Annotated in this window: 25 protein-coding genes; 10 read left to right on the forward strand and 15 right to left on the reverse strand. The window is 64.3% G+C overall.

The genetic code is table 11. The features are described from left to right. Positions 1-127: 127 nt before the first annotated feature. From BHD06_RS06175 to BHD06_RS06180, 3 genes are all read left to right on the forward strand, one after another. Entirely contained in the window at positions 128-340 is a 213-nt protein-coding gene (locus BHD06_RS06175) for a hypothetical protein (protein WP_080456118.1), read from the forward strand. Between the two features lie 31 nt (positions 341-371). Continuing rightward, the gene (locus BHD06_RS24220; protein ID WP_254892331.1) at positions 372-497 is read left to right on the forward strand and encodes a hypothetical protein; all 126 of its coding nucleotides are present in this window, start codon (positions 372-374) and stop codon (positions 495-497) included. 88 nt (positions 498-585) lie between these two features. Then, positions 586-1,485, forward strand: a complete 900-nt coding sequence (locus BHD06_RS06180) for a DMT family transporter (protein ID WP_080456119.1) — start codon at positions 586-588, stop codon at positions 1,483-1,485. 3 nt (positions 1,486-1,488) lie between these two features. On the opposite strand, the gene BHD06_RS06185 is transcribed toward BHD06_RS06180, so the two are convergent. Both BHD06_RS06185 and BHD06_RS06190 read right to left on the reverse strand, forming a co-directional pair. Continuing rightward, positions 1,489-1,746 (reverse strand): hypothetical protein, encoded by a 258-nt coding sequence (locus BHD06_RS06185; RefSeq protein WP_176214297.1) that lies wholly within the window; start codon positions 1,744-1,746, stop codon positions 1,489-1,491. Between the two features lie 144 nt (positions 1,747-1,890). Then, positions 1,891-2,700 carry a division plane positioning ATPase MipZ gene (locus tag BHD06_RS06190; RefSeq protein ID WP_080456313.1) on the reverse strand — a complete coding sequence of 270 codons (810 nt, stop codon included), beginning with the start codon at positions 2,698-2,700 and terminating at the stop codon, positions 1,891-1,893. Positions 2,701-2,874: 174 nt separating this feature from the next. Between BHD06_RS06190 and BHD06_RS06195 the strand changes: the two genes are divergently transcribed. Both BHD06_RS06195 and BHD06_RS06200 read left to right on the forward strand, forming a co-directional pair. Beyond that, positions 2,875-4,404 (forward strand): AAA family ATPase, encoded by a 1,530-nt coding sequence (locus tag BHD06_RS06195; RefSeq protein ID WP_080456121.1) that lies wholly within the window; start codon positions 2,875-2,877, stop codon positions 4,402-4,404. Beyond that, the gene (locus tag BHD06_RS06200) at positions 4,401-5,120 is read left to right on the forward strand and encodes an SDR family oxidoreductase (protein WP_080456122.1); all 720 of its coding nucleotides are present in this window, start codon (positions 4,401-4,403) and stop codon (positions 5,118-5,120) included. Before BHD06_RS06195 ends, BHD06_RS06200 begins: the two co-directional genes overlap by 4 nt. Positions 5,121-5,132: 12 nt before the next feature. Here the strand turns inward: BHD06_RS06200 and BHD06_RS06205 are convergent, their stop codons facing one another. From BHD06_RS06205 to dctP, 5 genes are all read right to left on the reverse strand, one after another. After that, complete coding sequence (locus BHD06_RS06205; protein ID WP_080456314.1) at positions 5,133-6,650, reverse strand: malonyl-CoA synthase; 1,518 nt, start codon at positions 6,648-6,650, stop codon at positions 5,133-5,135. An 11-nt stretch (positions 6,651-6,661) separates the two neighbouring features. Next, positions 6,662-7,906 carry a malonyl-CoA decarboxylase gene (locus BHD06_RS06210; protein WP_080456315.1) on the reverse strand — a complete coding sequence of 415 codons (1,245 nt, stop codon included), beginning with the start codon at positions 7,904-7,906 and terminating at the stop codon, positions 6,662-6,664. Beyond that, entirely contained in the window at positions 7,906-9,219 is a 1,314-nt protein-coding gene (locus BHD06_RS06215) for a TRAP transporter large permease (RefSeq protein ID WP_080456123.1), read from the reverse strand. The genes BHD06_RS06210 and BHD06_RS06215 overlap by 1 nt, the downstream gene beginning before the upstream one ends. Then, positions 9,219-9,767 (reverse strand): TRAP transporter small permease, encoded by a 549-nt coding sequence (locus tag BHD06_RS06220; protein ID WP_080456124.1) that lies wholly within the window; start codon positions 9,765-9,767, stop codon positions 9,219-9,221. The genes BHD06_RS06215 and BHD06_RS06220 overlap by 1 nt, the downstream gene beginning before the upstream one ends. A gap of 77 nt (positions 9,768-9,844) precedes the next feature. After that, on the reverse strand, positions 9,845-10,828 hold the full coding sequence (dctP, locus tag BHD06_RS06225) for a TRAP transporter substrate-binding protein DctP (RefSeq protein ID WP_080456125.1): 984 nt from the start codon (positions 10,826-10,828) through the stop codon (positions 9,845-9,847). 140 nt (positions 10,829-10,968) lie between these two features. Here dctP and BHD06_RS06230 point away from each other — a divergent pair, with 140 nt between their 5' ends. Next, the gene (locus BHD06_RS06230) at positions 10,969-11,625 is read left to right on the forward strand and encodes a GntR family transcriptional regulator (protein WP_080456126.1); all 657 of its coding nucleotides are present in this window, start codon (positions 10,969-10,971) and stop codon (positions 11,623-11,625) included. Between the two features lie 44 nt (positions 11,626-11,669). Next, positions 11,670-12,314 carry an RluA family pseudouridine synthase gene (locus BHD06_RS06235; RefSeq protein ID WP_080456127.1) on the forward strand — a complete coding sequence of 215 codons (645 nt, stop codon included), beginning with the start codon at positions 11,670-11,672 and terminating at the stop codon, positions 12,312-12,314. A gap of 10 nt (positions 12,315-12,324) precedes the next feature. On the opposite strand, the gene BHD06_RS06240 is transcribed toward BHD06_RS06235, so the two are convergent. Then, positions 12,325-12,909, reverse strand: a complete 585-nt coding sequence (locus BHD06_RS06240) for a cytochrome c (RefSeq protein ID WP_080456128.1) — start codon at positions 12,907-12,909, stop codon at positions 12,325-12,327. Next, positions 12,909-14,165 carry a sorbosone dehydrogenase family protein gene (locus BHD06_RS06245; RefSeq protein ID WP_080456129.1) on the reverse strand — a complete coding sequence of 419 codons (1,257 nt, stop codon included), beginning with the start codon at positions 14,163-14,165 and terminating at the stop codon, positions 12,909-12,911. Before BHD06_RS06245 ends, BHD06_RS06240 begins: the two co-directional genes overlap by 1 nt. A gap of 300 nt (positions 14,166-14,465) precedes the next feature. Between BHD06_RS06245 and BHD06_RS06250 the strand changes: the two genes are divergently transcribed. Together BHD06_RS06250 and BHD06_RS06255 are read left to right on the forward strand one after the other, a co-directional pair. Next, positions 14,466-15,191 carry a metallophosphoesterase gene (locus BHD06_RS06250; RefSeq protein ID WP_080456130.1) on the forward strand — a complete coding sequence of 242 codons (726 nt, stop codon included), beginning with the start codon at positions 14,466-14,468 and terminating at the stop codon, positions 15,189-15,191. 236 nt (positions 15,192-15,427) lie between these two features. Beyond that, positions 15,428-16,603 (forward strand): acetyl-CoA C-acyltransferase family protein, encoded by a 1,176-nt coding sequence (locus BHD06_RS06255; protein ID WP_080456131.1) that lies wholly within the window; start codon positions 15,428-15,430, stop codon positions 16,601-16,603. Between the two features lie 165 nt (positions 16,604-16,768). Here the strand turns inward: BHD06_RS06255 and BHD06_RS06260 are convergent, their stop codons facing one another. Continuing rightward, positions 16,769-17,674: a LysR family transcriptional regulator gene (locus BHD06_RS06260; protein ID WP_080456132.1), complete on the reverse strand. Its 906-nt coding sequence runs from the start codon at positions 17,672-17,674 to the stop codon at positions 16,769-16,771. Between the two features lie 192 nt (positions 17,675-17,866). On the opposite strand from BHD06_RS06260, the gene BHD06_RS06265 reads away from it, so the two are divergent. Continuing rightward, entirely contained in the window at positions 17,867-18,310 is a 444-nt protein-coding gene (locus BHD06_RS06265; protein WP_080456133.1) for a DUF4399 domain-containing protein, read from the forward strand. Positions 18,311-18,316: 6 nt separating this feature from the next. Here BHD06_RS06265 and BHD06_RS06270 read toward each other — a convergent pair whose 3' ends face one another. The 5 genes from BHD06_RS06270 to BHD06_RS06290 form a co-directional block, all read right to left on the reverse strand. Then, positions 18,317-20,344, reverse strand: coding sequence for an NADPH-dependent 2,4-dienoyl-CoA reductase (locus BHD06_RS06270; protein ID WP_080456134.1), 2,028 nt, complete (start codon positions 20,342-20,344; stop codon positions 18,317-18,319). Between the two features lie 610 nt (positions 20,345-20,954). Beyond that, positions 20,955-22,355 (reverse strand): M20 family metallopeptidase, encoded by a 1,401-nt coding sequence (locus BHD06_RS06275; protein ID WP_080456135.1) that lies wholly within the window; start codon positions 22,353-22,355, stop codon positions 20,955-20,957. Continuing rightward, positions 22,352-23,935, reverse strand: coding sequence for a gamma-glutamyltransferase (locus tag BHD06_RS06280; protein WP_080456136.1), 1,584 nt, complete (start codon positions 23,933-23,935; stop codon positions 22,352-22,354). Before BHD06_RS06280 ends, BHD06_RS06275 begins: the two co-directional genes overlap by 4 nt. 1 nt (position 23,936) lies before the next feature. Next, positions 23,937-24,935: an ABC transporter ATP-binding protein gene (locus BHD06_RS06285; RefSeq protein WP_080456137.1), complete on the reverse strand. Its 999-nt coding sequence runs from the start codon at positions 24,933-24,935 to the stop codon at positions 23,937-23,939. Next, the gene (locus tag BHD06_RS06290) at positions 24,932-25,930 is read right to left on the reverse strand and encodes an ABC transporter ATP-binding protein (RefSeq protein WP_080456138.1); all 999 of its coding nucleotides are present in this window, start codon (positions 25,928-25,930) and stop codon (positions 24,932-24,934) included. Before BHD06_RS06290 ends, BHD06_RS06285 begins: the two co-directional genes overlap by 4 nt. Position 25,931: the final 1 nt, after the last annotated feature.

Consider the following 25,931-nt stretch of genomic DNA (forward strand, 5'->3'; position numbering starts at 1 on the left):
TCCTCTGGTGTAATCGGGCACAGCATAGACCGGGGCGAGGGACGATGGCGAGGGGGCAAGTGGCTGAAACCGGTTGCCGCGATACGCAGCGTCCCGCAAAGACAGATGGGTTTGAACGGAGGACGACATGACCGCACGCGATGACACGCCCCAAAGCGACGCAGGCCACGATCTAAAGATCCTGACGCCGAACATGGGCTGGAAAGGTCTGACCGTTCTGGGCGTTGTGATGCTGATCGGAGGTTTTCTGGCCTTCCTCAATCCGCTCGCGGTGACGCTGGCGCTCATTTCGCTGGCCGGGCTGGTGACGCTGATTGCCGTTGCGGCGGTGCTCTTGTGACGGTTCTGGGTGCGTTGCGTGTCGGTTTGGCATGGCATCTGCGGCCCGCGCAGGGCTGGGGCTGCCCGGTGCGGTGCTCGGGATTTCCGGCCTGTTCCCGGGGATCGACCTGACCATGACCGGGGCGGCGTCACTGGTCCTCGCCCGGGCGAAATAGACCCGCAGCTGAGCCTGACGCCGCCGCATGGACAGCGCCGCCGACCTGTGATTTGACTGACCCCCGATTAGGGAGGAGACAGCGGCGCATGTCCGAACATCTCAAGGGGCTTTTGGTCACCGCGCTCGGCGTGCTCTTGGTGGTGCCGGATTCGCTGTTCGTGCGGCTGATCGATGGGGACGCCGCGAGCATCGCCTTTTGGCGCGGCATCACGGCGGGGGGTGTGATCCTGCTCGGCGTGCTGGCCGTGACTGGTGTGCGCGGCTTTGCCGAGGTGGCGCGCACCGGGCGGCCCGGGCTGATCTATACGGTGTTGATCGGCGCCACCGCGCCCGGGTTTGTCTTTGCCGTCAGCATGACCAGCGTGGCCAATGTGGTTTTTATCCTTGCCTCGATGCCGGTCTTTGCCGCGATCTTCAGCCTGGTGTTTCTCAAGGAACCGATCAGCCGCCGGATGATCCTGACCATGCTGGGCGTGTTCGCGGGGCTGGCGGTGATCGCCCGGGGGTCGGGTGAGACCCATGGCGCGCATTGGAGTGGCGATCTGGTGGCGCTCGGGGTCTCGGCCAGCTTTGCCGCCGCGATGACGGCGGCCCGGCAGTTGCGCGCGGTGTCGATGATTCCGGCCATTCCGGTGGCGATGATCGCGGCCTCATTGGTGTTCTGGCCGCTGGCGCAGCCGCTGGCGGTCTGGTCGCTGAACTGGCCGCTGATCCTCGCGCATGGGGCGTTCATCAGTGTCTCGACCTGCCTGCTGACGCTTGGGCCGCGATATATCGCCTCGGCGGAGGTGGCTCTGCTCATCCTGCTGGAATCGGTGCTGGCACCGCTGCTGGTCTGGGCGGTGATCGGTGAGGACCCGGGCGGCTGGACCATCGTCGGCGGCGCGGTGGTGATCGGGGCGTTGTTCGCGTCAAACCTCTGGGCGCTGATGCATCGGCGCCGCTTGCGCAACCGGCCGCAACCGCGCACCGGACCGCCGGTCTGAGCCTCAGTTGTCGCGGTAGATCGCGAAACAGGACCAGCCGTCGTCCACGAGTGCGTCGGTCATCTCGCCGGGCCAGTCCTCGTGCATGTAGCGCCAGACTTGCGGATCGCCCAGAAGCTGCCAGAAGGCGGGAAGAACATCGCCTTGCCAGCGGCGGAATTCGAGAAGGTGGTTCGGTTTTGCCTTCCATGACAGCGGTGCAGAGGGCACGGCGTCGGGGCAGACGGTATCCTTGTCGGCGATGACCCCGCGGATCTGCATAGGATCATTTGCCAGCCGGGTGCCATTGGCCTCGCAGCTTGCCATTTGATCGGGGTTGAGAGGGCCGTCCCATCGCGATGGAAGGGTCGAGGCAGGCAGGTGTCGCCTTGAGGATATCTTGTCTCGCGCCCGTCGATCTGCGTGCTAGAATTTCACCGTGACGCCCGGCAGGTTCAGTGCCTTGATCAGGTCGCGCAATTCCTGACGCGCCGCGATATTCGAGATGTTGAGCCCCTTGACCCCGATATCCTTGAGGTCGAGCAAGGTCAGGCCGCGCGGAAACAACTCTCGAAAGATCACCCGTTCATTGAACCCCGGCGCGACGCGAAAGCCGATCCGCTTGGCAAGATTTTCGATGGCACGGCCCATCTTCTCCTTGTTGACCATGGCCTGAGCGCCCACCCGGTTACGCAGCACGATCCAGTCGATCGCCTTCAACCCGGCTTGCGCGCGCAACTGGCGGGCGTTCCAGACCATTTCGGAATAGACCGAGGGTCCGAGGATCTTCTGTCCGTCGCTGTCGATGCTGGCGAGCAGGTCGAAATCGATAAAACTGTCGTTGAGCGGCGTGATCAGCGTGTCGGCGAGGCTGTGCGCCACCTGGCTCAGCCGGGTATGCGAGCCGGGGCAGTCGATCACGATGAAATCGCTGTCGGATTCCAATTCCGCCACCGCCGCCGAGAGCCTGCGGTCATAGACGTTCTCGCCCGGCTTGAGCTGATCGGCGGCCACTTCGGGCAGGTCGTGATAGCGCGGGCTGGGCAGTTCGAGCCCCTCCGCCTCGAGGAACCGCTTGCGGTTCTCGGCATAGCGGCCAAAGGTCCGCTGCCGCAGGTCGAGATCAAGCGCGCTGGTCTTGTGCCCCATCCGTGCGAGCGCCGTCGCCACATGCATCGACACGGTGGATTTGCCCGCGCCGCCCTTTTCATTCCCGACGACGATGATATGCGCCATGGTCCCGTTCCCCTTGGTCGCGGGGTGCGCGGCCTGCGCGCCCCCGGTCTTTTTGTCAGACATTACCTGTCCCTGTCGCAATAGGGAAGGTGCGCAGGCGCGGTCAAGCGCCATCGCCATATCGCCTGCGTCTTTCGCTGGCACCTCATCCGCCCCGGCGTTAGGGTCGCGCGCATGACCGAGACCGCACTTATCTATTCCCCCGATCAGGCCGAGGCCCATGACCGCATCGCGGAGGCGCTGCGGAGTGTGGGCGTGGACCTTGAAGAGGGGCTTCTGACGCCCCCGCGTGAGGGCAAGCAGGCGGTGCTGGCGGTGGTGGGTAAGGCCGGATCGGGCAAGACGCTCTTGCTGGCCGCGCTCTACCGCGCGCTTGAGGAGGCGGGCGTCGATGTCGTTTCGGGCGATTGGGAGGGGCGCAAACGCCGCGACCGACGCACGCTGGCCATTCTCGCCCCGACCAACAAGGCGGCAAGCGTGCTGCGCCTGCGCGGGGTGCCCGCGACGACCATTCACCGCATCCTCTATACCCCGGTCTATGATCCGGAATATGAAAAGATCGCCGAATGGCTGGCCGGGAATGGCGACCGCCCCGAAATCGAGGGGCTGACAGATCTTGCGCTCGACCGGGCGCTGACCTTCTACCAGAGCAACAAGTCGATTCCAGGTGCTTTGGCGGCGGCGGGGCTGCGCGGGTCGGATTTCATCACCGGCTGGAAGCGCCGCGAAGAGCCGCTCGATATCGGCTTCGTTGATGAGGCGAGTATGCTGGATGGTCAGCAATTCGAGGATTTGAAAGAGATTTTCCCGACCTTGCTGCTGTTTGGCGATCCGGCGCAACTGCCGCCTGTCAAGTCCAATGACGGCATGGTGTTCGAGACCTTGCCCGCGCCCGCGCGGCTGGAGCTGAGCCGCATTCACCGGCAGGATGCCGACAACCCGATCCTTGATCTTGCCCATGCGCTGGCCGATCCGGCGCTGGAATTTCACCATTTCGAACGGATGATCGAGGACGCGGCCAAGCGCGATGAGCGCGTGCGATGGGCTGAGCGGGTCGAGGTCGATCTGATGGCGCGTTCGCCGGTGCTGGTCTGGCGCAACGCCACGCGCATTCGCCTCATCAATGCCTTTCGCGCGGTGCATGGCGCGCCCGAGACGGCGTTGCTGGAAGGCGAGCCGCTGGTCTGCGACGGGATCGAGCTACCGCTCAAGCACCGCAAGAAGCGGCTGGATCTGGAGGCGCGCGGGCTGATCAAGGGCGCGCAGGTGATCTATCTCGGCCCCGGCAAACGCCCCGGCTTTTCGCGCCTGCATGTCATCGGGGCCGAGGATCCGCGCCTGTCGGCAGCCTCGATCGTCAAGATTGAGAAGCCCGGTGAGGAAGAGCCGTTCATCCCCTATGCGGCCAATATGGGGGCCACCTTTCTGCATGGCGCGGCGGTGACGATCCACAAGGCGCAGGGTAGCCAATGGCGCGATGTGCAGGTCTTTGCCCCGGATATCTATGCGGCCGCCCGGATGGGCCGCTCGGAAGCCGGACAGCCCTTGTGGAAGCGGCTGTCCTATGTCGCGATTACGCGGGCGGAGGAGCGGCTTCACTGGGTGGTGCGTAACCGGTTGTCGAAACCGACCGCGCTCCTGAGCATCGATGATCTGCTCACCGCGCCTGTGCCACTGGAACTCGAACAGGAGGAGGAGACATGAAATCCGTTCTCGTCACCGGCGCAAGTGCCGGCATTGGGGCCGCCTGCGCGCGCGCCTTTCTTGCGGCTGGCTGGCAGGTCGGCCTGATGGCGCGCCGCCCCGAGGCGCTGAAAACCGTGGCAGAGGGAAATGACCGCGCGGTGATCCTGCCCGGCGACGTGACCGATCCGCAGGACGTGGCGCGCTGCTTTGATACGTTCACCGCCAAGGCGGGCCGCCTCGACGTGCTGTTCAACAATGCGGGCAGCTTTGGCCGCGCGGCGATGATCGACGAGCTGGGCTATGACGAATGGCGGCAGGTGGTCGAAGTGAACCTGCATGGCATGTTCCTCTGCGCGCAGGCGGCGTTCGGCCAGATGCGGCGGCAGCAGCCGCAAGGTGGGCGGATTATCAACAACGGCTCGATCTCGGCCCATGCGCCGCGCGAAGGGTCGGTTGCCTATACCACGACCAAACACGCGATTACCGGGCTGACCAAGACGCTGAGCCTCGATGGTCGCGCGTATGACATCGCCTGCGGACAGATCGACATTGGCAACGCGCGCACCGAGTTGCTGGAAGGGATCATCGCCGCCAATCCCGATACCCCGCCGCCGACTATGGACGTGGCCGAGGTCGGGCGCACGGTGCTGCACATGGCCGAGTTGCCGCCCGAGGCGAATGTGCAGTTCATGACGCTGATGGCGACCAAGATGCCCTATATCGGGCGCGGCTGAGCCCCTGTTGCCTCAGGTGGTGGCGAAGATATCCGCATACTCGGCGCGCAGCACGTTTTTCTGGACCTTGCCCATCGTGTTGCGCGGCAACTCGTTCAGGACGATGAGCTTGCGCGGATGCTTGAACCGCGCAAGGCTGTGCGACGCGGCCCCGGCGATGGCGTCGAGATCGAGCGTTTCACCCGTTTGCGGCACCAGAAAGCCCACCACCGTCTCACCGAAATCGGGATGCGGCACGCCCACCACGGCGCTTTCCAGCACGCCGGGCTGGTCGTCGAGCAGCAATTCGATCTCCTTGGGATAGATGTTGTAGCCACCAGATATGATCAGATCCTTGTTGCGCCCCACGATCTGCACATAGCCCTGATCGTCGATCAGCCCAAGATCACCGGTGATGAAAAAACCGTTCTGTCGCAACTCCTCGGCGGTCTTTTCGGGCATGTTCCAATACCCCTTGAAGACATTCGGGCCGCGCACCTCGATGAGGCCGATTTCGCCCTGCGGGAGGGTCTCGCCGGTCTGCGGATCGGTGATCTTGAGTTCCACCCCCGGCAGCGGAAAGCCCACCGTGCCCGCCCGGCGCGCGCCGTCATAGGGGTTGGAGGTGTTCATGTTGGTCTCGGTCATGCCATAGCGTTCGAGGATGCGGTGGCCTGTGCGTTCCTCAAAGGCGACATGCGTCTCTGCCAGAAGCGGGGCCGAGCCGGAGGTGAAGAGCCGCATATGCGCCACCGACGCGCGGGTGAACCGCGGATCGTCCAGCAGGCGGGTGTAGAAGGTCGGCACGCCCATCATTGAGGTGGCGCGCGGCAGCTGCGCGATCACCGTGTCCACGTCGAATTTCGGCAGGAAGATCATCGATCCGCCTGCGAGCAGGATGATGTTGGTGGCCACGAAGAGCCCATGCGTGTGAAAGATCGGCAGCGCGTGCAGCAGCACGTCCTTGGCGCTGAACCGCCAGTAATCGACCAGAACCTCGGCATTGGACAAGAGGTTGGTCTGCGTCAGCATCGCCCCCTTGGAGCGGCCCGTGGTGCCCGAGGTATAGAGGAACGCCGCCAGATCATCGCCCTCGCGCGCGGTGGTCTCGAATGTCTCGGGCAGGTCACGCGCCGCGTCGGGCAACGTACCGTTGCCGCCTGCATCCAGCGTCATCAGCGCCGCGCCTGCCGCCTCGGCCATCGGCGCGAGCGCGTCGGATTTGGCCGGATCACAGAGCAGCAGCTTCGCGCCGCTGTCGCTCACGAAATATGACAATTCATCGCCGGTATAGCCGGTGTTGAGCGGCAGAAACACGATGCCCGCCTGCACGCAGGCGGCATAGACCGCAAGCGCCTCGGGCGATTTCTCGATCTGCGCCGCAAGCCGGTCGCCGGGCGCAAGCCCCGCCGCGCCGAAGGCATGTGCATAGCGCGCGGTCAGCCGTAGAAAGGCGTCATAACTGAGCGTTTGCCCGTCGCCGAGGTGGAGAAACGGGGTGGATCGGCCCGCATGGCGACCGAACAGCGTATCATATAGGGGGTTGGCCATGGTCTTGTCCTTCATTCCGTCGTCTTGGCGACCGCAGCGGCGAGGGCTGTCACCTCTGTCGAGGCGGCGATCTCGCCCGAGGCTGCAAATCGCTCGTGGTTCTGCGAAATCTGGCGCAGGTCGTAAAGGTAATTTACCATCACGCCGCCCGATTGCTTTTGCCCGTTGCGCGACCGATCGGCCCCCGCATGGATCGCATGGATCGAGGCCCCGTTGCCGAGGTGAAAGCGCGCCACAGGGTCATAGGGCCCGCCCTTGTCGCGCTTGCCATTCAGAAGGTAATGCGCGGTGATCTGACCACGGGCTTCGTCATCCTCGGGCATCGTTTTGTCATGCTCTGACAGCCAGCGGGTGAGGCCGGGAACCGGCGAGAGGGTGACGAAGGTCTTGAGATTGGGCAATTCCTGCGACAGGTCCGCCACTACCTGCTTGATCAGCGAATTGCCGAAGGAAATGCCCGCCAGACCCGACTGGCAGTTGGAGATCGAATAGAAAACCGCGGTATCTGCGTCATCCGGCGCGATCGCCTCGCGCTCTTCCGACAGCACATCATGGATCGCGCCCGGAATGCCATGGCTCAGCGCCACTTCGACGAAAATCAGCGGTTCGTCGGGCATCGCGGGGTGGAAAAACCCGAAGCAGCGCCGGTCGGCCGGTTGCAACCGTCGGCGCAGGTCGTCCCAACTGTCAATGGCATGCACCGCCTCATAGGCGATGATCTTTTCCAGCACATCCGCCGAACTGGTCCAGTTGATGGGGCGCAGCACCAGAAAGCCGCGATTGAACCACGAGGCGAAGAGATGCTTGAGATCGAGATCGACCACCGAAAGGCTCGGATTTTCGTACGTAAGGCGTAAAAGGTCGGAGCGCATCGCCACAAGCTGCGCCGTGGCCCCCGGGACCTGGTTGAGACGGCGGGCAAGCTCTTGTCGTGGCGGCTCTGCGGCGGACAGGAAGGCGCGGTAGGTGTTGCGGTCGGGCGTGGTCTCGAACGCATCGAGCGTGTCGCGTACCGCCTCCGGATCAATACCCATGTCCTGCGTCAGGAACTCGAAGAACCCCAGTTTACCCGCATCGTCCATGCCCGCATACCGATCCAGGATCAGCCGGGCGAGCGCCATGCCCGACACCTCGCCGGAACTGCCCAGAAGATCGCGGCACAGCGCCTCGATGCTGCGGTTTTGCCGGTCAGGTTCGGCGGCACCGCGATAGCGCCGCTCGAACACCGTTGAAAGAAGATCCGCCAGTACGCTCATCAGCCCAATCCCATCACTGCGTTCGGCAACCATGTGGCCAGCCCCGGAAAGAGGCACAAGAGGATGATCGCGAGAATCATGCAGCCAACATAGGGAAGCGAGCCAACCAGGATCGTCTTGAGCTTGATATCGGGGGCGATGCCGTTGATCACGTAGAGGTTGAGGCCCACGGGCGGCGAAATCAGGCCGATCTCCATATTGATGGTCAGGACCACGGCAAACCAGATCGGATCAAAGCCGGCTGTGGTGATGATCGGCAACAGGATGGGTGCCGCCATCAGGATCACCGCGACGGGCGGCAGAAAGAAGCCCGCGATCAACAGAAAGACGTTAATCGCGCCCATGAGAATCCAACGATTGACGTCAAGCGTGCCGATCCATTCGGCGATGGATTGGGTGATGAAAAGCGACGAGAGCATGTAGGAGAACACCCCCGCCGCCGCGATGATGAAAAGGATCATCACGCTTTCACGGGTGCTGTCGCGCAACACAACCCAGAGCGCGCGGGGATCCCACAGCTTGTAGATCACCATGGCGATCACGAGGCAAAGAAGCGCGCCGACGGCCGCAGTTTCGGACGGCGTGGCGATGCCGCCATACATCGCATAGAGCACGCCGAGGATGATCGCGAGGAACGGCAGGACGCGGGGCAGGATCTCGATTTTTTGTGCCCATGTGTATGGCTTGGCACCGATCAGGCGCACATCGCCCGCCTTCCATGTCTGATAGAGCGACCACGCCATGAAGAGCGCGACCAATAGCATGCCCGGAATGACCCCCGCCAGAAACAGACGGCCAATCGAGGTCTCGGTAGCAATGCCGTAGACGATCATCGTGACCGAGGGCGGGATCAGAATACCGAGCGTGCCGCCCGCCGCGATGGAGCCCGCGGCGACGGAATCAGGATAGCCGCGCTTGCGCATCTCGGGGATGCCCATCTTGCCGATGGCGGCACAGGTGGCGGGCGAGGAGCCCGACATTGCCGAGAAGAGCGCACAGGCCCCGAGATTGGAGATCACGAGGCCACCCGGCACGCGGGTGAGCCACCGCTCCAATGCCTCGTAGAGGTCAGCGCCCGCCCGGGTCGAGGCGATAGAGGCCCCCATGATGATGAACATCGGAATGGACAGCAGCGCGAAATTGTCGAGCTTGCCGAAGAAGATTTCCGGCATGAGTTCAAGCGAGCGCATCCCGTCGAAGATGATCAGGAAGCCGCCAGAAACGATCAGCAGACCGACCGCGACGGAGACGCCGGAAAACAGCACGACGATGGTCGCGAGGGCGACGATAAGACCAAGCAGAAGCGGATCCATCAGGCGTCCTCCAGTCCGAAAGGGGTGTCGATGTCGAGGATGAGGGCCACGAGATCAGCAACCAGTTGCAACAAGAACAGGCCGAAGCCGACCGGGAGCGCGAGATAGGGGATCCACAGCCGCACCGCCCAGACCGTGTCTGACGTCCAGCCGCGCGCCCAGGCGAAATGCCAGAATTCAAAGCCATACCAGAGCATGACGCTGACTACGGCAATGGAGAGCGACAACGTCAACACCGCCAGCCCCTTGCGCATCCGGCGTGGCAGTGCGAGCGGGATCAGATCCACGTTCACATGCCCGCGCAGGCGTTGCACATAGGGCAGACCCAAGAGGGTCGCGGCGATCATGAGGTAGATAACCGCCTCGGTCTGCCAGATGGTCGAGCCGTTCAACACGAAACGGATCCAGATCATCTGACAGGTGATCAGCACTGCCGAGACGATCATGCCCGCCGAGATCCAGCCCGCGAGGCTGGATATCGCGGCGACGGCACGCAAGAAGGGGTTGTTGCCGGTGCGCGCGACGGCGCCCGAGATCTGGCCAGCCATTTGGCACTCCTGATGGTGGTCGGGGTTTCAGCCGAGACATGCCGCGCCCGGTCAGGGGGCGCGGCACGCATATCAGATCACTCGACGGCGAGCGCCATGTCGAGCAGTTCCTGTCCGTCGGGCACCTGCTCTACAAACGCCTTGTAAGAGGTTTCCTGCGCAATGGCCCGCCAGGCATCGAATTCCTCCGGCGTCATGTGAGCGATCTCGACACCCGCCTTCTCGAACACCTCGACGGAGTTGGCATCCTGCTTCTTGGCCTCTTCCAGGTAAAAGGCCTCGGCCTTTTCCGCCCCGGCCATCAGCGCGGCCTGCTGGTCTTCGGACAGTCCTTCGAAGGTGGACTTGTTCATCAGCAGCGGCTGATACATGAACCACAGCGCCACGTCGCCCGCGGGCGTGTAGCAGCTGACCTGCTCGTAGATGCGGTAAGAGACGAAGGACGAGGACGAGGTGTTGGCCGCATCCAGAACGCCGGTCTGCATGGCGTTGTAGATTTCCGACGACGCCATCGAGGCGATGGAGGCCCCGGCACCCGCAAGCATCTGCTCGAACGCCTTGCCCGCCGCGCGGGTCTGGAGGCCCTCGATATCCTCTGGCTTGGTGATGCACTTTTCCTTGCCGGCAAAGCCGCCCGCGAGATAGCCATGCACCAGCACCATCACGTCATCCTCGGCCATCTTGGCCTCAATCGCGTCCATGAAGGGGCTGTCCGAGAGGCGCGCGGCGTGGTCGTGGTTCTTCACCAACCCCGGCATCAGGGTGAGGTTGTACGAGGGCTGCTGCCCGCCTGCATAGCTGAGCGGCAGCACCGACATATCAAGCTGTCCACGGCTGAGCGGCGTGTACTGCTCGCGCGGCTTGAACAGCGATTTGGACCCGAAGATCTTGATCTCGAGATCGACATCGGCGGCGGCCACCTCATCGGCGACGATCTGTGCCACCTTGTGCCGCACGTCGTTGTTGGACCACTGATGCGACAGGCGCAATTCGGCGGCGTTTGCCATTCCTCCCAGAAGCAGCGCGCTTGCGGCGGTGGCCGCATAGAATGTGTGTTTCATGTATTCCTCCCATAACTGCCTTGGGCCAGATGACCCGTCAGCATGGAATCAGTCTTTGGTGTTTTGAATTCAGAGTCAATATTTTTGTATACAATAACTTCCTTCTTGCGCACAAAGGTTACGCCGCCTAAAGTTTTTCCATGTCACCACGCCGGGCCGATATCATTGCGGATGCGCTGGAAGAGCTTGTCTTCACCGGCGGGTTCAGCGACGGCGACCGGCTCGACGAGATCCGGCTGGCGCGGCAATTCGAGGTCTCGCGCACGCCGATTCGAGAGGCGTTGCAGCGGCTGGTCGCCTCGGGCCTTGCCGTGCAGATCCCGCGCCGTGGCGTGTTCATCCGCCATCCCGGCCCGGTCGAGTTGATGGAGATGTTCGAGACCATGGCCGAAATCGAGGGCGTCTGCGCCCGGCTCGCGGCGCAGCGTATCACCGAGGTGGCATTGCAGGATCTGGACGCTGCCAACGCGCGCTGTACGGCGGCGATCGAGGCGGGCGATACCGATGGCTATTACCGCGAGAACGAGCGATTTCACCACATGATCTACCATCAGACGGGCAATGGCTTTCTCGAACAGGAGGCGCTGCGCCTGCATCGCCGCCTGAAGCCCTTTCGCCGCATGCAATTGCGCCTGCGTGGCCGTATGGCGCAATCCATGGCCGAGCATGAGGCCGTGGTCAGCGCCCTGCGCGCGGGCGAGGAGCAGCGCGCCGCCGAGGAGCTGCGCGGCCATGTCGCCATCCAGGGCGAGAAGTTTCACCTGCTGATGTCGAGCCTGCGCGACGCGGCGGAGTGAGCGCGGCGGTGGCCCTCGCCCGCGCCGTGGTGTAAGGCGCGCGCATGTCCGATTACGCACCGCCCACAGATCCGCTCGACATCCTGCATCACGATCATGAAATCGTCGTGGTCAACAAGCCCGCGGGCCTGCTCAGCGTGCCGGGCAAGGGCGAGCATCTGGCCGATTGCCTGATGAGCCGCCTGCAAGACGCGTTTCCGACAGCCTTGCTGGTGCACCGGCTCGACCGCGACACCTCGGGCGTGATGATCTTTGCGCTGAGTCCGCATGCGCAGCGTCATCTTGGCCTGCAATTTGAGAAGCGGCAGGCGAAAAAGAGCTATGTGGCGCGGGTGGCGGGGCTGCTTGCGCCAAGGACCGGCGTGGTTGATCTGCCACTGACCGTCGATTGGCCGAACCGTCCGTTGCAAAAGGTTTGCCACGAGACCGGGCGCGCCGCATGGACCGAATGGCGCGTACTGCGGCAGGGCGAGGGCGAGAGCCGGGTGCGGCTAAGCCCGAAGACCGGACGCAGTCATCAGTTGCGGGTGCATATGCTCAGCCTCGGGCATCCGATTCTTGGTGATCCGCTCTATGCCAGCGGCGCGGCGCGGGACTATCCGCGCCTGATGCTACATTCCGAAGAGTTGCGCCTGCGCCACCCCGATGGCGGCGCAGGCGTGAAGTTTCGCGCCAAGGCCCCGTTCTGAGGCGCGGCCCTCACTCGGCGGGCTTTACCTCGAACCCGACCGAGGAATACCATTCGGCCACCGCGCGGATCTCGTCATTGGTCATCTCGGCGGCGATGGGGCTCATCACCTCATGCGTACGCTTGCCGGTTCGGAACGCCTTGAGCTGGGTATCGATATACATCACCGTCTCACCGGCAAGATTGGGTGCATCCTCGATCTGCGCGATGCCATCGGCTCCGTGGCAGGCAATGCAGGCCTCGGGCGCGTTCGCCGGGTCCTGTCCCGGGCCAAGCGTCGCCACCGGTTCCTGCGCGCTGTACCATGCTGCGAGATCGGCAATCGCCTGATCGCTGAGGCCCTTTGCCACCACGCTCATCATTTCATGCACGCGCTGGCCGTCGCGAAAGGCGGTTAGCTGATGTTCGATATAGGCCGGATTCTCGCCGCCGATATGCGGCACGATGGGCATTTTCGCGTGTCCCTCGATGCCGTGACAGGTGCGGCACTGCATGGCCTGCTTGCGCCCGGCCTGCGCGTCGCCCGTCACCTCCTGGGCATAGGACATCTGGGCGAGGAAAATCCCGCCCAGTGCCAGCAACATCATCGGTCGCATCAATTGCCCTCGTAGGAGATCCGGTAGATCGCTCCGGCCAGATCATCGGAGACGAGGATCGAGCCGTCGCGCAGCTGCGCCACGTCGACCGGGCGCCCAAGATATTCGCCATCATCGGTCAGCCAGCCCTCTGCAAAAGGCTCCATCGTGGCGTTGCCCTCGTCATCGATATGGGTGACCATGACGCGCGCGCCCACCGGATCGGTGCGGTTCCACGAGCCATGTTGCGCCGAGAAGATGGCATTCTTGTAATGGTCGGGGAACATGTTGCCGGTGTAAAACGTCATGCCGAGATCGGCGGCATGGGCGATCGTTTCGACGGCGGGCATCACCACGTCTACGGGCACCTCTTCGCCCTTGTACTCGTTGGTGCGCACATCGCCGCCGCCGAACCACGGGTGGCCGAAATGCTGACCCATCTCGGTCTGGCGGTTCAACTCACCGGGCGGTATGTCATCGCCCATGCCGTCAACCTGATTGTCGGTCCACCACAATTCGCCGGTTTCGGGGTGGAAATCCTGGCCGACCGAGTTGCGCACGCCGTAGGTGTAGACCTCGCGGCCGGTGCCGTCGGTGTTCATCCGGATGATGCCGCCGAGGCCCCATTTCCTATACTTGTCCAGCCTGTCCGCCGGGGCCACGTTGAACGGCTGACCGAGCGAGATGTAGATCTTGCCATCCGGCCCGATATCGCAGACCCGCGCGGTGTGGTTGAAGCTTTCCTCGTCCTCGGGGATAAGATCGCCCTTGGCCACGAGGTTGAACGCCGCCACGTCGGGGCTTTCGTAAAAGAACTCGGCGGCGGGGAAGAGCAGAACGCGGTTCTGTTCGGCGATATAGAGGAACCCGTCCGGCGAAAAGCAGGGGCCGTTGGGGATCGAGAATTGCAGCGAGGGCGCGAAATCCTTGACCTCGTCGGCGACGCGATCCTTGTTGCGGTCGGTGACCGACCAGACCTTGTCCTTGCGGGTGCCGACGAAGGTCACGATGCCCTGCGGGCCCACCGCCATGTGGCGCGCATCGGGCACCACGGCGTAAAGCTCGATCTTGAACCCGTCGGGCAGGGTGATCTTGTCCAGCGTAGCCTTGATCCCCTCGGCATAGTCACCGCCCTGCTCGATAAAGGTGAAGTCGGTGACGCCGGTGGTCTGGAAATTCGACAGCTTGTCGAGATTGTCCGGGACGTTCGCCGCCTGCCCCTGCGCCAGACCGGCGGTAAGGGCGAGCGTTGCGATGGATGACAGCAGATGTTTCATTTGGTTCCTCCCTGATACCTCTGTATGTCGGGCCACCGGATCACCGGCAGGCCAATCATCAGCATGTGACCCCACGATGCTGAACCGGCGCACGCTCTCCCCTTCGCACACCCGTAGCGAATACCGTTTGCGTTGTATTCACCAGGCAAGAGCCTATCGCGGTTTCCCCAAAGCGCAAGAGGTTGCTGCGGCCATCCGCTACAGACAAAAGGAGGAGACAAGTGCGGCGCGTCCCCGCTTGCGCGCCGCCGCATGTCGCGGGGCTGGACATTCGCGGCGCATTCTGGCTTTAGATCCCGCATGACCCAGCCGATCTACGCAATCCCCGATATCCACGGTCAGGACGCACTGCTTGCCGCCGCGCTCGATCTCGTGCACCGCGATGGCGGCGCCGAGGCGCGCATCGTCTTTCTCGGCGATCTGGTGGATCGCGGCCCCGATAGCCGCGCCGTGATCGACCGGCTGATGGAGGGGCAGGCCCAGGGCCGCCCCTGGACCGTGCTCAAGGGCAATCACGACCAGCTCTTCCTTGACTTTCTCGACGGCGGCGCGCTCCAGTCCCCGCAGGTCCGCTCTGGTCTGACGTGGCTAAATCCCCGGCTCGGCGGGGATGCGACGCTGGCCTCCTACGGGGTCGGCGCGTCCGAGACCAGCCCCGCCTGGCAGGCCGCCCGGGCCGCCGTGCCCCAGGCGCATCGCGACTGGCTGGCCGACCTGCCGCTCTTTGAGGAGGCGGATGAGTTGCTCTTCGTCCACGCAGGCATCCGCCCCGGCGTTCCCCTCAGTCAACAGAGCGCGACCGATCTGATGTGGATCCGCGAGGGCTTTCTCGACCACACCGCGCCGCATCCCTGGCTTGTCGTGCATGGCCACACCGCGCTCGACTGGCCGCAGCATTTCGGCAACCGCGTCGACCTTGACGGCGGCGCGGGCTATGGCCGCCCGCTCTGGCCTGCGGTGTTTCACGGCCCCATCTGTCATCTGATCACCGACAGCGGACGTGAGTTGCTCGGGCCGGAGGAATGATCCCTGTGCCCGCCATCCCCGCGAAAGCGGGGATCTTCCACATGGCAGTTCCGGGACAGCTGCGAGATCCTTGGATCAAGTCCGAGGATGACGGAACCGTAGAGGCGTGCGGGTGCGTCGGACAGCACGGCCTGCCCAAATGCGCGGTCGCCGCGCGTTGACACCACGTCCGCGTTGCCTTTTGCCCTGTCCTGCCGCTAGGGTCCTACCAACGTAAACCTGGGGGAGGATGACCCATGACCGATATCGTTATTCTGGATGGCTGCCGCACCGCGATAGGTACGTTCGGTGGGGCCCTTGCGGGCACGCCGCCCACCACGCTCGGTGCCACGGTGGCCCGCGAGGCGCTGGCCCGCTCGGGTGTCGAAGGCGGGCAGATCGGTCATGTGGTCTTTGGTCATGTCATCAATACCGAACCACGCGACATGTATGTCAGCCGCGTTGCCGCGATTGACGCAGGGATTCCCGATACGGCCCCGGCAATGAACGTCAACCGTCTCTGCGGGTCGGGCGCGCAGGCCATCGTGTCGGTTGTCCAATCGCTGATGCTGGGTGATGCCGATTTCGGCCTCGCGGGCGGGGCCGAGAACATGAGCCGCTCGCCCTTCATCGTGCCCGATCAGCGGTGGGGCGCCAAGATGGGCGACGTGAAGACGCTCGACATGATGCTGGGCGCGCTCAACTGTCCGTTCGGCACCGGCCATATGGGCGTCACCGCCGAGAATGTCGCGACCGAACATGACATCAGCCGTACTGATCAGGACGCCTTTGCCCTTGAAAGCCAGCGCCGTGCGGCGGATGCGATTTCAGAGGGCCGATTTACATCGCAGATCGTGCCGGTGGAGGTGCGCGTGAAACGCGACATGGTGGCGTTCGACACCGACGAGCACCCCAAGGCAACCACCGCCGAGGCGCTCGCCGGGTTGAAAACCGTGTTCCAGAAGGATGGCACCGTCACAGCCGGCAATGCCAGCGGCATCAATGACGGGGCTGCCGCCCTCGTGCTCGCCCGGGCCGAGGCGGCGGAGGCCGCAGGCCTCAAGCCCCGCGCGCGCGTTCTCGGTTACGCCCATGCCGGGGTGCGCCCCGAGGTGATGGGCATCGGCCCGGTCCCGGCGATCGAGGCTCTGCTCGCCAAGACCGGGCTCAGCGTGGCGGATTTCGACGTGGTGGAATCGAACGAGGCGTTTGCCGCGCAGGCGCTTGCCGTCAACAAGGGGCTTGGCCTCGATCCGGGTCGCGTCAACCCCAATGGTGGGGCCATCGCACTCGGCCATCCGGTGGGGGCGACCGGCGCGATCCTCACGGTCAAGGCGCTTTACGAGTTGGAGCGGACAGGGGGCAAGCGCGCGCTGATCACCATGTGCATCGGCGGCGGTCAGGGTATCGCGCTGGCGATCGAGGCGCTTTGACGGGTTTTTTGATCGGGTGAAGCGGGACGCGTAACCGGCCTTGAGCGGACATAGCGCCCCGCCAGAAGGTGCCGCAGGACGGCCCGGCGATCGCGCGGCACCTTCGGTGCGTTTCGCGCGGGATGCGGTACGACCGCTCGGGGCCCTTCGCGACCCGCGTGATGCTTACCAGTCCACCGGACCCTTGTCGGCGAATTGGTGGACCAGGAAATCAATGAAGGCGCGCACCTTGGGTTGGGTGAATCGCCCCGGCGGGTAGACCGCGTAGATACCCTGCATGTCGACCGGCAGGTCGGGCATCGCATCCTCGACCAGCCCCTGCGTCATCGCCTTGGCGTAAAGGAACGATGGCAGGTAGGCGATACCGAGCCCGGAAATCGCGGCATTGAGCAGCGACTGGCCGTCATTCACACTCAGGCCGCCCGCCGTGCGCACTTGCCGCTTTTCGCCCGAGGGGGCGGTCAGCTTCCAGACCGCGTTGCCCGCCTGACTGGAATAATGCAGCAGCTTGTGCTCGTTGAGATCGTCGATCTTTTGTGGCCGCCCGTATTTCTGGAAATAGGCGGGGCTGGCGATCATGCGCTTGGTGGTCTCGGTCAGTTTGCGGGCGCGCAGCGTGCTGTCCTCCAGCTCGCCGATGCGGATCGCCATGTCGAAGCCTTCGGAAATCAGCTCCACATAACGGTTGTTGAGCACCATGTTGACGGTGATGTCGGGGAATTCGTCCAGGAAAGATCCTAGGATCGGGCTGAGATGGTTGACGCCGAAATCGGTGGCGACCGAGATGCGCAAAAGGCCCGAGGGGTCGGACTGCATCGAGCTGACCAGCGCATCCGCCTCGCCTGCATCATTGAGCACCCGCAGCGCCCGGTCGTAATAGGCAAGACCGATTTCGGTGGGGCTGACGCGGCGTGTCGTGCGGTTGAGCAGACGTGCGCCGAGACGGGCCTCCAGGGACGAAACGTGTTTGGATACGGCGGATTTCGAAATGCCCAGCTTGCGCGCAGCGTCGGTGAACCCACCTTGATCCACCACCGTGGCGAAGGCCTCCATTTCCGTCAGGCGATCCATACTGATACCTCTTCTTGCGTGTCAGGCTCTGTTCTGCCCAATAAATCAGGCACAACTGCGGCGCATGCCCGACAATATCTTGATATTCCGAAGATCGTTCCCGGCGGGGAAACGCGGAAACACCAAGCTGTAAGTGGCGAAACACTGCATCGAGGCGCAACCTGTGTTAGTCTCGGGGCAGGAGGATCTACCATGACACGTATTGCAGCATTAATCACCGCAGGCCTTCTGGCCGTCGCCGCGCCCGCACTCGCCGGGGACACGCCCGCGCCCGAGGGGGCAGACGTCTATTTCGTCAATCTCTCGGACGGCGCGACTGTCGAGGCCCCGGTCACGGTGGTCTTTGGCCTCAAGGGCATGGGCGTGGCGCCTGCCGGCACCGAGAAGGAGAATACCGGCCATCACCATGTGCTGGTCGACCGCCCGCCTTTGGGTGAGGGGCCGGACGGGGCAGAGGAGTTGAACACCAGCCTGCCCGCCGATGAGAACCACATTCATTTCGGCGGCGGTCAGACGCAAGTGAGTCTTGACCTGGAGCCGGGAGAGCACACGCTGCAATTGGTTCTGGGCGACATGAACCATGTGCCGCACGATCCGCCGGTGACGTCCGAGGTAATCACGATTACCGTGGAATAACCCGCCTCAGAGCGTGGCTGCCAGCCGCGTGCCCTGATTAATAGCGCGTTTCGCGTCAAGCTCGGCGGCCACATCCGCGCCGCCGATGACGTGGCACGTCACGCCCTCGGCCTCCAGCGCATCTGCAAGGCTGCGTTCGCTCAACTGTCCGGCGCAGAGCACGATGGTGTCGGCCTCGATGAGTTTGGGTGTCTCGCGCGCCTCGCCAAAGCTGACATGCAGGCCGTCGGCGTCGATGCACTCATAATTGACGCCGCTCACCATCTCGACGCCTTTCATCCGCAGCGCAGCGCGGTGAATCCAGCCGGTGGTCTTGCCCAGCCGCTTGCCGGGGCGTTCGGCCTTGCGCTGCAATAGCGTCACGGCGCGGGCGGGCGGTTCGGGCTGCGGGCCTTGCGGTGCCAGCCCGCCGCGCACCTCTGCGGGGTCGCCCACGCCCCATTCCTCGCGCCACAGCGACAGGTTCTCGGTCGGGCTCTCGCCTTCATGGACGAGGAATTCGGACACGTCGAAACCGATCCCACCCGCGCCCACCACGGCGACGCGCTTGCCCACATTTGCCTTCCCGCGCAGCACGTCGATATAGCTGAGCACGTTTGGGCCGTTCTGCCCGGGGATACCCGGGTCACGCGGGATTACTCCGGTGGCGATGATCACCTCGTCAAAGCCCGCAAGGTCATTCGGCCCGACCTCAACGCCCAGCTTGACCGCGATGCCGGTCTCCTCGACCATCACCTCGAACCAGTCGACGAGGCCGTGAAATTCCTCCTTGCCGGGGATGACGCGGGCCATGTTGAGCTGGCCCCCAAGCCTATCTGCGCGGTCGAAGAGCGTGACCTTGTGTCCGCGCTCTGCCGCCGTGATCGCGGCCGAGAGGCCCGCAGGCCCGGCACCGACAACAGCGATGCGTTTCGGCGTGTCGGCGGGGGTGATTGTCAATTCGGTCTCGTGGCAGGCGCGCGGATTGACGAGGCAGGAGGTGAGCTTGCCCGAAAAGGTGTGATCGAGGCAGGCCTGATTGCAGGCGATGCAGGGGGCGATGGTCTGGCTGCGCCTCTCCGCCGCCTTGTTGACAAAATCCGCATCGGCCAGGAACGGTCGCGCCATCGACACCATGTCGGCCACGCCCTGCGCGATCAGGTCTTCGCCTACCTCCGGCGTGTTGATCCGGTTCGAGGTGATGACGGGAATGCTCACCTTGCCCATCAGCTTTTGCGTGACCCAGGCCCAGCCCGCGCGCGGGACGGAGGTGGCGATGGTCGGCACCCGCGCCTCGTGCCAGCCGATGCCGGTATTGAGGATCGAAGCCCCCGCCGCCTCGACCGCCTGGGCCAGTTGCACTACCTCGGCGTGGGTGCTGCCCTCGGGGATGAGGTCGATCATCGACAGGCGGTAGATCAGGATGAAGTCGGGGCCGACGGCCTCGCGGGTGCGGCGCACCACCTCGATGGGAAGGCGCATCCGGTTCTCATAAGAGCCGCCCCAGCGATCCGTGCGCTTGTTGGTGTGGGTGACGAGAAACTGGTTGAGGAAATAGCCCTCGGAGCCCATGATCTCGACCCCGTCATAGCCCGCCTCGCGGGCGCGTTCCGCCGCGGTGACGATATCGGCGATCTGCTTTTCGATGCCGTCCTCGTCGAGTTCGGTGGGCACGAAAGGCGATATCGGCGATTTGATTGCCGAGGGGGCGACGCATTCCTTGCCGTAGGCGTAGCGCCCGGCGTGCAGGATCTGCATGGCAATGAGCCCGCCCGCGGCATGCACCCGGTCGGTGACGACGCGGTGATTGGCGATATCCTCGGGCGTGAAGAGACCCGCCGCGCCAGGGAATACGCCGCCCTCGCGGTTGGGGGCCATGCCGCCGGTGACCATCAGGCCCACACCACCGCGCGCGCGGGCGGCATAAAATTCGGCCACCCGGTTCCAGTCCCGCGTCTCCTCCAACCCGGTGTGCATGGAGCCCATGAGCACGCGGTTCTTGAGCGTCACATGGCCCAGATCGAGGGGGGCAAGAAGGTGAGGATAATCGGTCATGGCTCTCTCCCTTGGTTCAAGCAATCTCAGAAAAGTTGACAGGTTCTTTCGGTTCGAAATTGCGCCAGAACATGCGCATTGATGCCTCGCCTGCGCGCGCTTGTCACCCATGAACGCTGCGTTACGTGGGGTGGGTGAGGGGCTGTGTTGCGGTAGGTTGTGGCGAGTCTTCGGAATTTGGAGAACTGAGCACGTCCAGTTGCATGCGGTTGTTGAAAAGTAGGATGCCAAGGTCCCAAGAACCGAAAGGCTGTCGTTTTGGCGCTGAAACTGACTGTTGATAAGGCGACAATAAGAATAAGGCACCTCCGGCGATGCTAGACAAGTTGTAAACCTGTCCGAAAATGTAGGACAACTTCATCAGCGCGGGCCACAGCCCGAACGACACGCCGAGCACCCGCGACACCGACAGGATCATGCGCGTGAGGCGCAGGCCCAACTGGCTGACCACCCGGCCGCGCAGGTGGATCAGTCACCCCGCGCGCACCCCCGACACGCGCTGTCCGAGCGGCTATCCTAAGGGGGCTGACAGCACGCCAAGGATGGCATGCGCGCCAGCAATGCCGCATTACCCAGAGCGAAAGCCCTGTTGCCTGCGCGTCGGGCGTGTCTAGACAGGCTCCGACACCGGATCACCGGCCCCCGCGCCGATATCCCAGAACAGCCCCGCCATTAGCCGCAGCGCGTCGCGGCAGACGGGTTTCAGGACATGCTCATCGGGCGCATGCTGCGAACAGCCGCGATAGGAATGCGGCACCCACACGGTGGGAAGGCCGAGGATTTCGGCAAAGGCGTCATTGGGTAGCGATCCTGCCAGATTGGGCAGCACATGCGGTGCCTGCCCCGATGTCCGCTCCAGTGACGCGGCGGTGAATTTTACCCAAGGGTGATCGGGGTCGAGCCGCGTGGCGCGGAAGAACCCGCGATCGTGCGGCACGATCTCGACCGCCTCGAACCCCTTCGCATCCAGATGCCGCCGTAGCGCGGGCAGGATATCTTCGGGCGTCGTGCCCACCACATAGCGCAACTGACAGGTCGCGCGTGCATGGGCTGAAATGGCATTGACCGGGGCCTCAGGCACGCCGCTCTTCATGGCCAGAATGGCAAAGCTGTTCCAGCCATAGGCGCGTTCGGCGGGGGTCAGGCTTTCCTCGCCCCAGTCGGGGTCGATCGCCGGGCCGTCGCCGCCCTCGATTGGCAAGCCGCCCAAGGCCGCGCGCACGCTGTTGCTCAGACTGTCGGGCCGCCATTCGGGAATGCGGATCTGCCCGCGCGCATCGGTGATGGATGACAGCGCCTGCGCCAGGATCATCGCCGGATCGGCGAGCAATCCGCCCCAATTGCCCGAATGATGCGCCCCTTCGCGCAGATCAACCACCAGATCAAACGTTACGCCCCCGCGCGAGCCCATGAACATGGTGGGCGTCTCGGGCTGCAACCGCGGGCCGTCCGAGGCGATCAGCACATCGGTCTTGAGCGCGTCCTTGTTGGCGGCAAAGAAATCATGCAGCCCCGGCGATCCGGTTTCCTCGCCGGTCTCGATCACGATCCGGCAGTTGAACCCCAATTGCCCGCGCGCCGCGATCACCGCCTCCATCGCCGCGATGTTGATCAGGTGCTGTCCCTTGTTGTCGGCGGTGCCGCGCCCATAGAGGCGATCACCCTCCTCGACCAGTTTGAAGGGATGCAGCCCCTCGCGCCACTGATCGGTCTGCGCGCGGATGACATCGCCATGCCCATAGCTCAGGATCGTGGGCAGGTCGTCGCCCTCGTGCCGTTCCCCCACCAGCAGCGGGCCCGCCCCCGGTGCGGGATTGTCGTGGATGGCACAGGCAAAGCCCATGCCCGTCAGCCGTGGCAGCATCGCCTCGTTCAGATAGCGCAGCAGTTCCGGGGCCTGATCGGGGTTCTGGCTCTCGGTCTCATAGGCTACCAGATCGGCCAGGTCGGTCTGAAACCGGCCGTCATCGAAGTAATCGGAAATCGTGGTGATCGCGGCATCTCTGGTCATGATGGTCCTGTCTGTTCTTCTGAAACGGCGTCACCCCAGGGTGACATGATCTCGGTGCAGCCGGTGTTCACTGCGCCCCGCCGCATCACCCCCGCAGGGCAGGCAAAGGCATAGGGGAACGGGCTGCGCCGGGTGGTATGCACGGTATATTCACTGCGCAGACGCGCCAGCACCGCATCGGGCAGCGTCTCATCGGCGACCACCGCCGCCGCCCCCGACACGTCGATGCGCGGATGATGAAAGGCCGCGCCAATCTCCATCCCGTAATCGGCGACAAACGACGCCATCTGCACCATTGCCGAGACGATCTTGCGCCCGCCCGAGGCACCGAAGGCAAACCGCGCCTCGCCCGCCGCGCCCAAAATCGGGCAGACATTCATCAGGCAGCGCTTGCCGGGGGCCAGCGAATTGGGCCGCCCCGGCACAGGATCGAACCACATGATCCCGTTGTTCATGGTGAACCCGGTCGAGGGCGACACCACCCGCGACCCGAAAATCGACAGCAGCGTCTGGGTCTGCGCCACCATGTTGCCCTGCCGGTCCACCACCGAGAAATGCGTGGTGCAGCCGGAATGCGCCTCGCTCTCGCCGGTGTCGCCCATCGACGCCAGCCGCTTGGCATAGGCCGCGTTCAAGCCGTCCGCATAGGCGGCAAACCCGTCGGCACCGGGCTGCGCCCCCATCTCCCGGCCCTCTATCACCCGCAATGCATCGGCAAAGGTCGGCCCGGCGGTCAGCCCCGGCGGAACATCGAACCGCGCGCCGCGATAATCGACGCACAGCGGGTCGCGAAACACCGCCTCATACCCGCGCAGATCGTCATGGCTCAGGCTGCCGCCCTTGGCCTGAATGTCGGCGGCCATCGCCGCCCCCAGATCACCATCGTAAAGCGCCCGCGCGCCATGCCGCGCGATCTGATCGAGACTGTCGGCCATCCGCGCCTGATCCAGCCGCTTTTCCGCCAGCGCCGTCCAACCCGAGATCGTCGGCCACTGCCCGTCCTCCAGAAAGAGGGCGGCGGCATCCGCATCCTTTGCCAGTTCCCGCGTTGTCGAGGCGATGATCAGCGCGGCATACCAATCGACCAGCATCCCCTCGCGGGCATGGGCGATGGCCGGCACCAACAGATCGGCCCAGGGCATCCGGCCATAGCGCGCATGCATCCGCCCCATGCCGTCAACCAGTCCCGGCACCGCCACGGCGGTGGCCCCTTGCACGTTGCGGTCGCCCTCGACCTGCTCCCACGGGAAGAGATCGCCCGCCACACCCTTACCGGTCAGCGGATAATCGGCGGGATCAAGGGCGACCGGCGCGCGCATGCCGTAATCCAGCGCCTGGGCCTGACCGTCCTCTGCGCGCCACAGCATCAGCGCGCCGCCCCCTGCCGGGCCGCTCATCCATGGCTCCAGCACGCCCACGGCAAAGGAGGTGGCAATCGCGGCATCCACCGCATCGCCGCCCGCCGCCAGCACATCCGCCCCGGCCTGCGCGGCCAGCCGGTGCTGGGCGGCAACGATGCCGTATTCGGTCTCAATGACGGTCTTGGTTGTGGTCGCCGTGCGCGATAGATTTACTGACATCTCAAGCCGCCTTTGGATTGTGCATCGGGCTTAGCGGATCGTGCAGGTGACATTCCACCCGCCCCGCCGACGTCTCGACGGCACGCGGTGCGGTGGTCTTGCACAGGTCCGTCGCCATCGGGCAGCGCGGGTGGAAATGACAGCCCGACGGCGGATCAATCGGATTGGGATAGGCCATGCCAAGCTGCGTGTCGGGCACGCCCAAGCCCGGCTCCGGCGTCAGCACCGACTTCAAGAGCGCCTGCGTATAAGGATGCGCGGCCTCATCGAACAGCCCCGCGACACCCGCCTCCTCGACGATGCGCCCCAGATACATCACCGCAACCCGCGTCGCCAGATGCTCCACCACCGCCAGATCATGGCTGATGAACAGATAGGTCAGCCCGAACTCGCGGCGCAGATCGCCCAGCAGGTTCAGGATCTGGCTCTGCACCGACACATCCAGCGCCGAGGTCGGCTCGTCGCAGATCACGATCTCGGGCTTCATGATCAGCGCCCGCGCAATCGCCACGCGTTGCCGCTGCCCACCCGACATCTGGCTGGGAAAGGTGTTCATCACCCGCGCGGGCAGACCGACGATATCGAGGATCGAGCGCACTTCCTTTTCCCAATGCGCCCGGTCGCCGATGCCATGCACCCGCAAGGGCAGCGACACGATGTCAAAAATGCTCTTGCGCGGATTGAGCGACGAATAGGGATCCTGAAAGATCGGCTGAATTCGCCGCGCCAGCGTCATGCGGTCCTGCGCGCCGATCTCTTCGCCATCGACCAGAACCTGCCCCGCCGTGGGTGCCTCTAGCCCCAAGAGGATTTTGGCCAGCGTAGACTTGCCACAGCCTGATTCACCCACCAGCCCCAGCACCTCGCCGCGCGGCAGCGAGAGCGACACGTCGTTGACCGCCGTCAGGGGCCGCGCGGTGCCGAAAAGGCCCTGCTTGACGTGATAGGTCTTGGTCACGCCGCGCAGTTCCAGAACAGCGGATGCAGATGCGTTGCTCATGCGGTGACCTCCTCTTCGGCATGGCGTTTGCCGTCGGGGTGAATGCAGCGAAACATATGCGTGCCCTCTTCCCGGCGCGGGATATCGGCCTTGCACTCCGCCTGCGCAAACGGACAGCGCGTGCGAAATGCGCAGCCCTGCACATCGCCGATCAGCGACGGCACGATACCTGGAATGGTGCCCAGCGTGCTGCCCCGCTCGGTCTTGCCCGGCTGCGGAATGCAGCGCAGCAATCCGCGCGTATAGGGGTGCGACGGCGTGTTGAACACATCGGTCGCCGGGCCGGTCTCCACCAACTCGCCCGCATACATCACCGCCACCTTGTCAGCCACGCGCGCGACCACGCCCAGATCATGGGTAATCAGGATCATCGCCATGTTCATCTCGCGCCCCAGATCATAAAGCAGCCGCAGAATCTGCGCCTGAATGGTGACGTCGAGCGCGGTCGTCGGCTCATCCGCGATAATCAGTTCCGGCTCGCACATCAGCGCCATGGCGATCATCACCCGCTGCCGCAACCCGCCCGACAATTGATGCGGATACTGGCCCAGACGGCTGCGCGCGGCGGTGATCCCGACCTTTTCGAGCAGTTCCACCGCACGATCCCGCGCCGCCTCGCGCCCCACGGATTTGTGCAACAGCAGCGCCTCGGTCAGTTGATCACCGATCGTATAGGCCGGGTTGAGCGAGGTCATCGGCTCCTGAAAGATCATCGCCATGCGATCACCGCGCAGGGCGCGCATGGCGCGCGGCTTGGCGGTCAGGATATCCGTGCCATCGAAATCCATCCGGTCGGCGCTGCGCCGGATGGTCTTGCCCAACAGGCCCATCAGCGCCAGCGAGGTCAGCGACTTGCCCGACCCGCTCTCACCCACGATGCACAGCGTCTCGCCGCGCATCAGGTCGAAATCAATGCCACGCACCGCGTGCAATATGCCGCCACCCACGGGAATATCCAGCGTCAGGTTGCGCACGCTCAACAGGGGGGTCTCCATG

This window comes from Roseovarius sp. A-2 (assembly GCF_002072155.1).
GTDB lineage: Bacteria > Pseudomonadota > Alphaproteobacteria > Rhodobacterales > Rhodobacteraceae > Roseovarius.

What these genes read in the sequence shown, in the direction of transcription:
- BHD06_RS06220 (WP_080456124.1), bottom strand. Translation starts at nt 9,767, where the DNA reads ATGGCTGGCCAGATCTCGGGCGCCGTCGCGCGCACCGGCAACAACCCC.
- BHD06_RS06280 (WP_080456136.1), bottom strand. Translation starts at nt 23,935, where the DNA reads ATGTCAGTAAATCTATCGCGCACGGCGACCACAACCAAGACCGTCATT.
- BHD06_RS06195 (WP_080456121.1), top strand. Translation starts at nt 2,875, where the DNA reads ATGACCGAGACCGCACTTATCTATTCCCCCGATCAGGCCGAGGCCCAT.
- BHD06_RS06210 (WP_080456315.1), bottom strand. Translation starts at nt 7,906, where the DNA reads ATGAGCGTACTGGCGGATCTTCTTTCAACGGTGTTCGAGCGGCGCTAT.
- BHD06_RS06215 (WP_080456123.1), bottom strand. Translation starts at nt 9,219, where the DNA reads ATGGATCCGCTTCTGCTTGGTCTTATCGTCGCCCTCGCGACCATCGTC.
- BHD06_RS06240 (WP_080456128.1), bottom strand. Translation starts at nt 12,909, where the DNA reads ATGCGACCGATGATGTTGCTGGCACTGGGCGGGATTTTCCTCGCCCAG.
- BHD06_RS06290 (WP_080456138.1), bottom strand. Translation starts at nt 25,930, where the DNA reads ATGGAGACCCCCCTGTTGAGCGTGCGCAACCTGACGCTGGATATTCCC.
- BHD06_RS06230 (WP_080456126.1), top strand. Translation starts at nt 10,969, where the DNA reads ATGTCACCACGCCGGGCCGATATCATTGCGGATGCGCTGGAAGAGCTT.
- BHD06_RS06250 (WP_080456130.1), top strand. Translation starts at nt 14,466, where the DNA reads ATGACCCAGCCGATCTACGCAATCCCCGATATCCACGGTCAGGACGCA.
- BHD06_RS06285 (WP_080456137.1), bottom strand. Translation starts at nt 24,935, where the DNA reads ATGAGCAACGCATCTGCATCCGCTGTTCTGGAACTGCGCGGCGTGACC.
- BHD06_RS24220 (WP_254892331.1), top strand. Translation starts at nt 372, where the DNA reads ATGGCATCTGCGGCCCGCGCAGGGCTGGGGCTGCCCGGTGCGGTGCTC.
- dctP (WP_080456125.1), bottom strand. Translation starts at nt 10,828, where the DNA reads ATGAAACACACATTCTATGCGGCCACCGCCGCAAGCGCGCTGCTTCTG.
- BHD06_RS06245 (WP_080456129.1), bottom strand. Translation starts at nt 14,165, where the DNA reads ATGAAACATCTGCTGTCATCCATCGCAACGCTCGCCCTTACCGCCGGT.
- BHD06_RS06200 (WP_080456122.1), top strand. Translation starts at nt 4,401, where the DNA reads ATGAAATCCGTTCTCGTCACCGGCGCAAGTGCCGGCATTGGGGCCGCC.
- BHD06_RS06185 (WP_176214297.1), bottom strand. Translation starts at nt 1,746, where the DNA reads ATGCAGATCCGCGGGGTCATCGCCGACAAGGATACCGTCTGCCCCGAC.
- BHD06_RS06205 (WP_080456314.1), bottom strand. Translation starts at nt 6,650, where the DNA reads ATGGCCAACCCCCTATATGATACGCTGTTCGGTCGCCATGCGGGCCGA.
- BHD06_RS06190 (WP_080456313.1), bottom strand. Translation starts at nt 2,700, where the DNA reads ATGGCGCATATCATCGTCGTCGGGAATGAAAAGGGCGGCGCGGGCAAA.
- BHD06_RS06270 (WP_080456134.1), bottom strand. Translation starts at nt 20,344, where the DNA reads ATGACCGATTATCCTCACCTTCTTGCCCCCCTCGATCTGGGCCATGTG.
- BHD06_RS06175 (WP_080456118.1), top strand. Translation starts at nt 128, where the DNA reads ATGACCGCACGCGATGACACGCCCCAAAGCGACGCAGGCCACGATCTA.
- BHD06_RS06235 (WP_080456127.1), top strand. Translation starts at nt 11,670, where the DNA reads ATGTCCGATTACGCACCGCCCACAGATCCGCTCGACATCCTGCATCAC.
- BHD06_RS06275 (WP_080456135.1), bottom strand. Translation starts at nt 22,355, where the DNA reads ATGACCAGAGATGCCGCGATCACCACGATTTCCGATTACTTCGATGAC.
- BHD06_RS06255 (WP_080456131.1), top strand. Translation starts at nt 15,428, where the DNA reads ATGACCGATATCGTTATTCTGGATGGCTGCCGCACCGCGATAGGTACG.
- BHD06_RS06260 (WP_080456132.1), bottom strand. Translation starts at nt 17,674, where the DNA reads ATGGATCGCCTGACGGAAATGGAGGCCTTCGCCACGGTGGTGGATCAA.
- BHD06_RS06265 (WP_080456133.1), top strand. Translation starts at nt 17,867, where the DNA reads ATGACACGTATTGCAGCATTAATCACCGCAGGCCTTCTGGCCGTCGCC.
- BHD06_RS06180 (WP_080456119.1), top strand. Translation starts at nt 586, where the DNA reads ATGTCCGAACATCTCAAGGGGCTTTTGGTCACCGCGCTCGGCGTGCTC.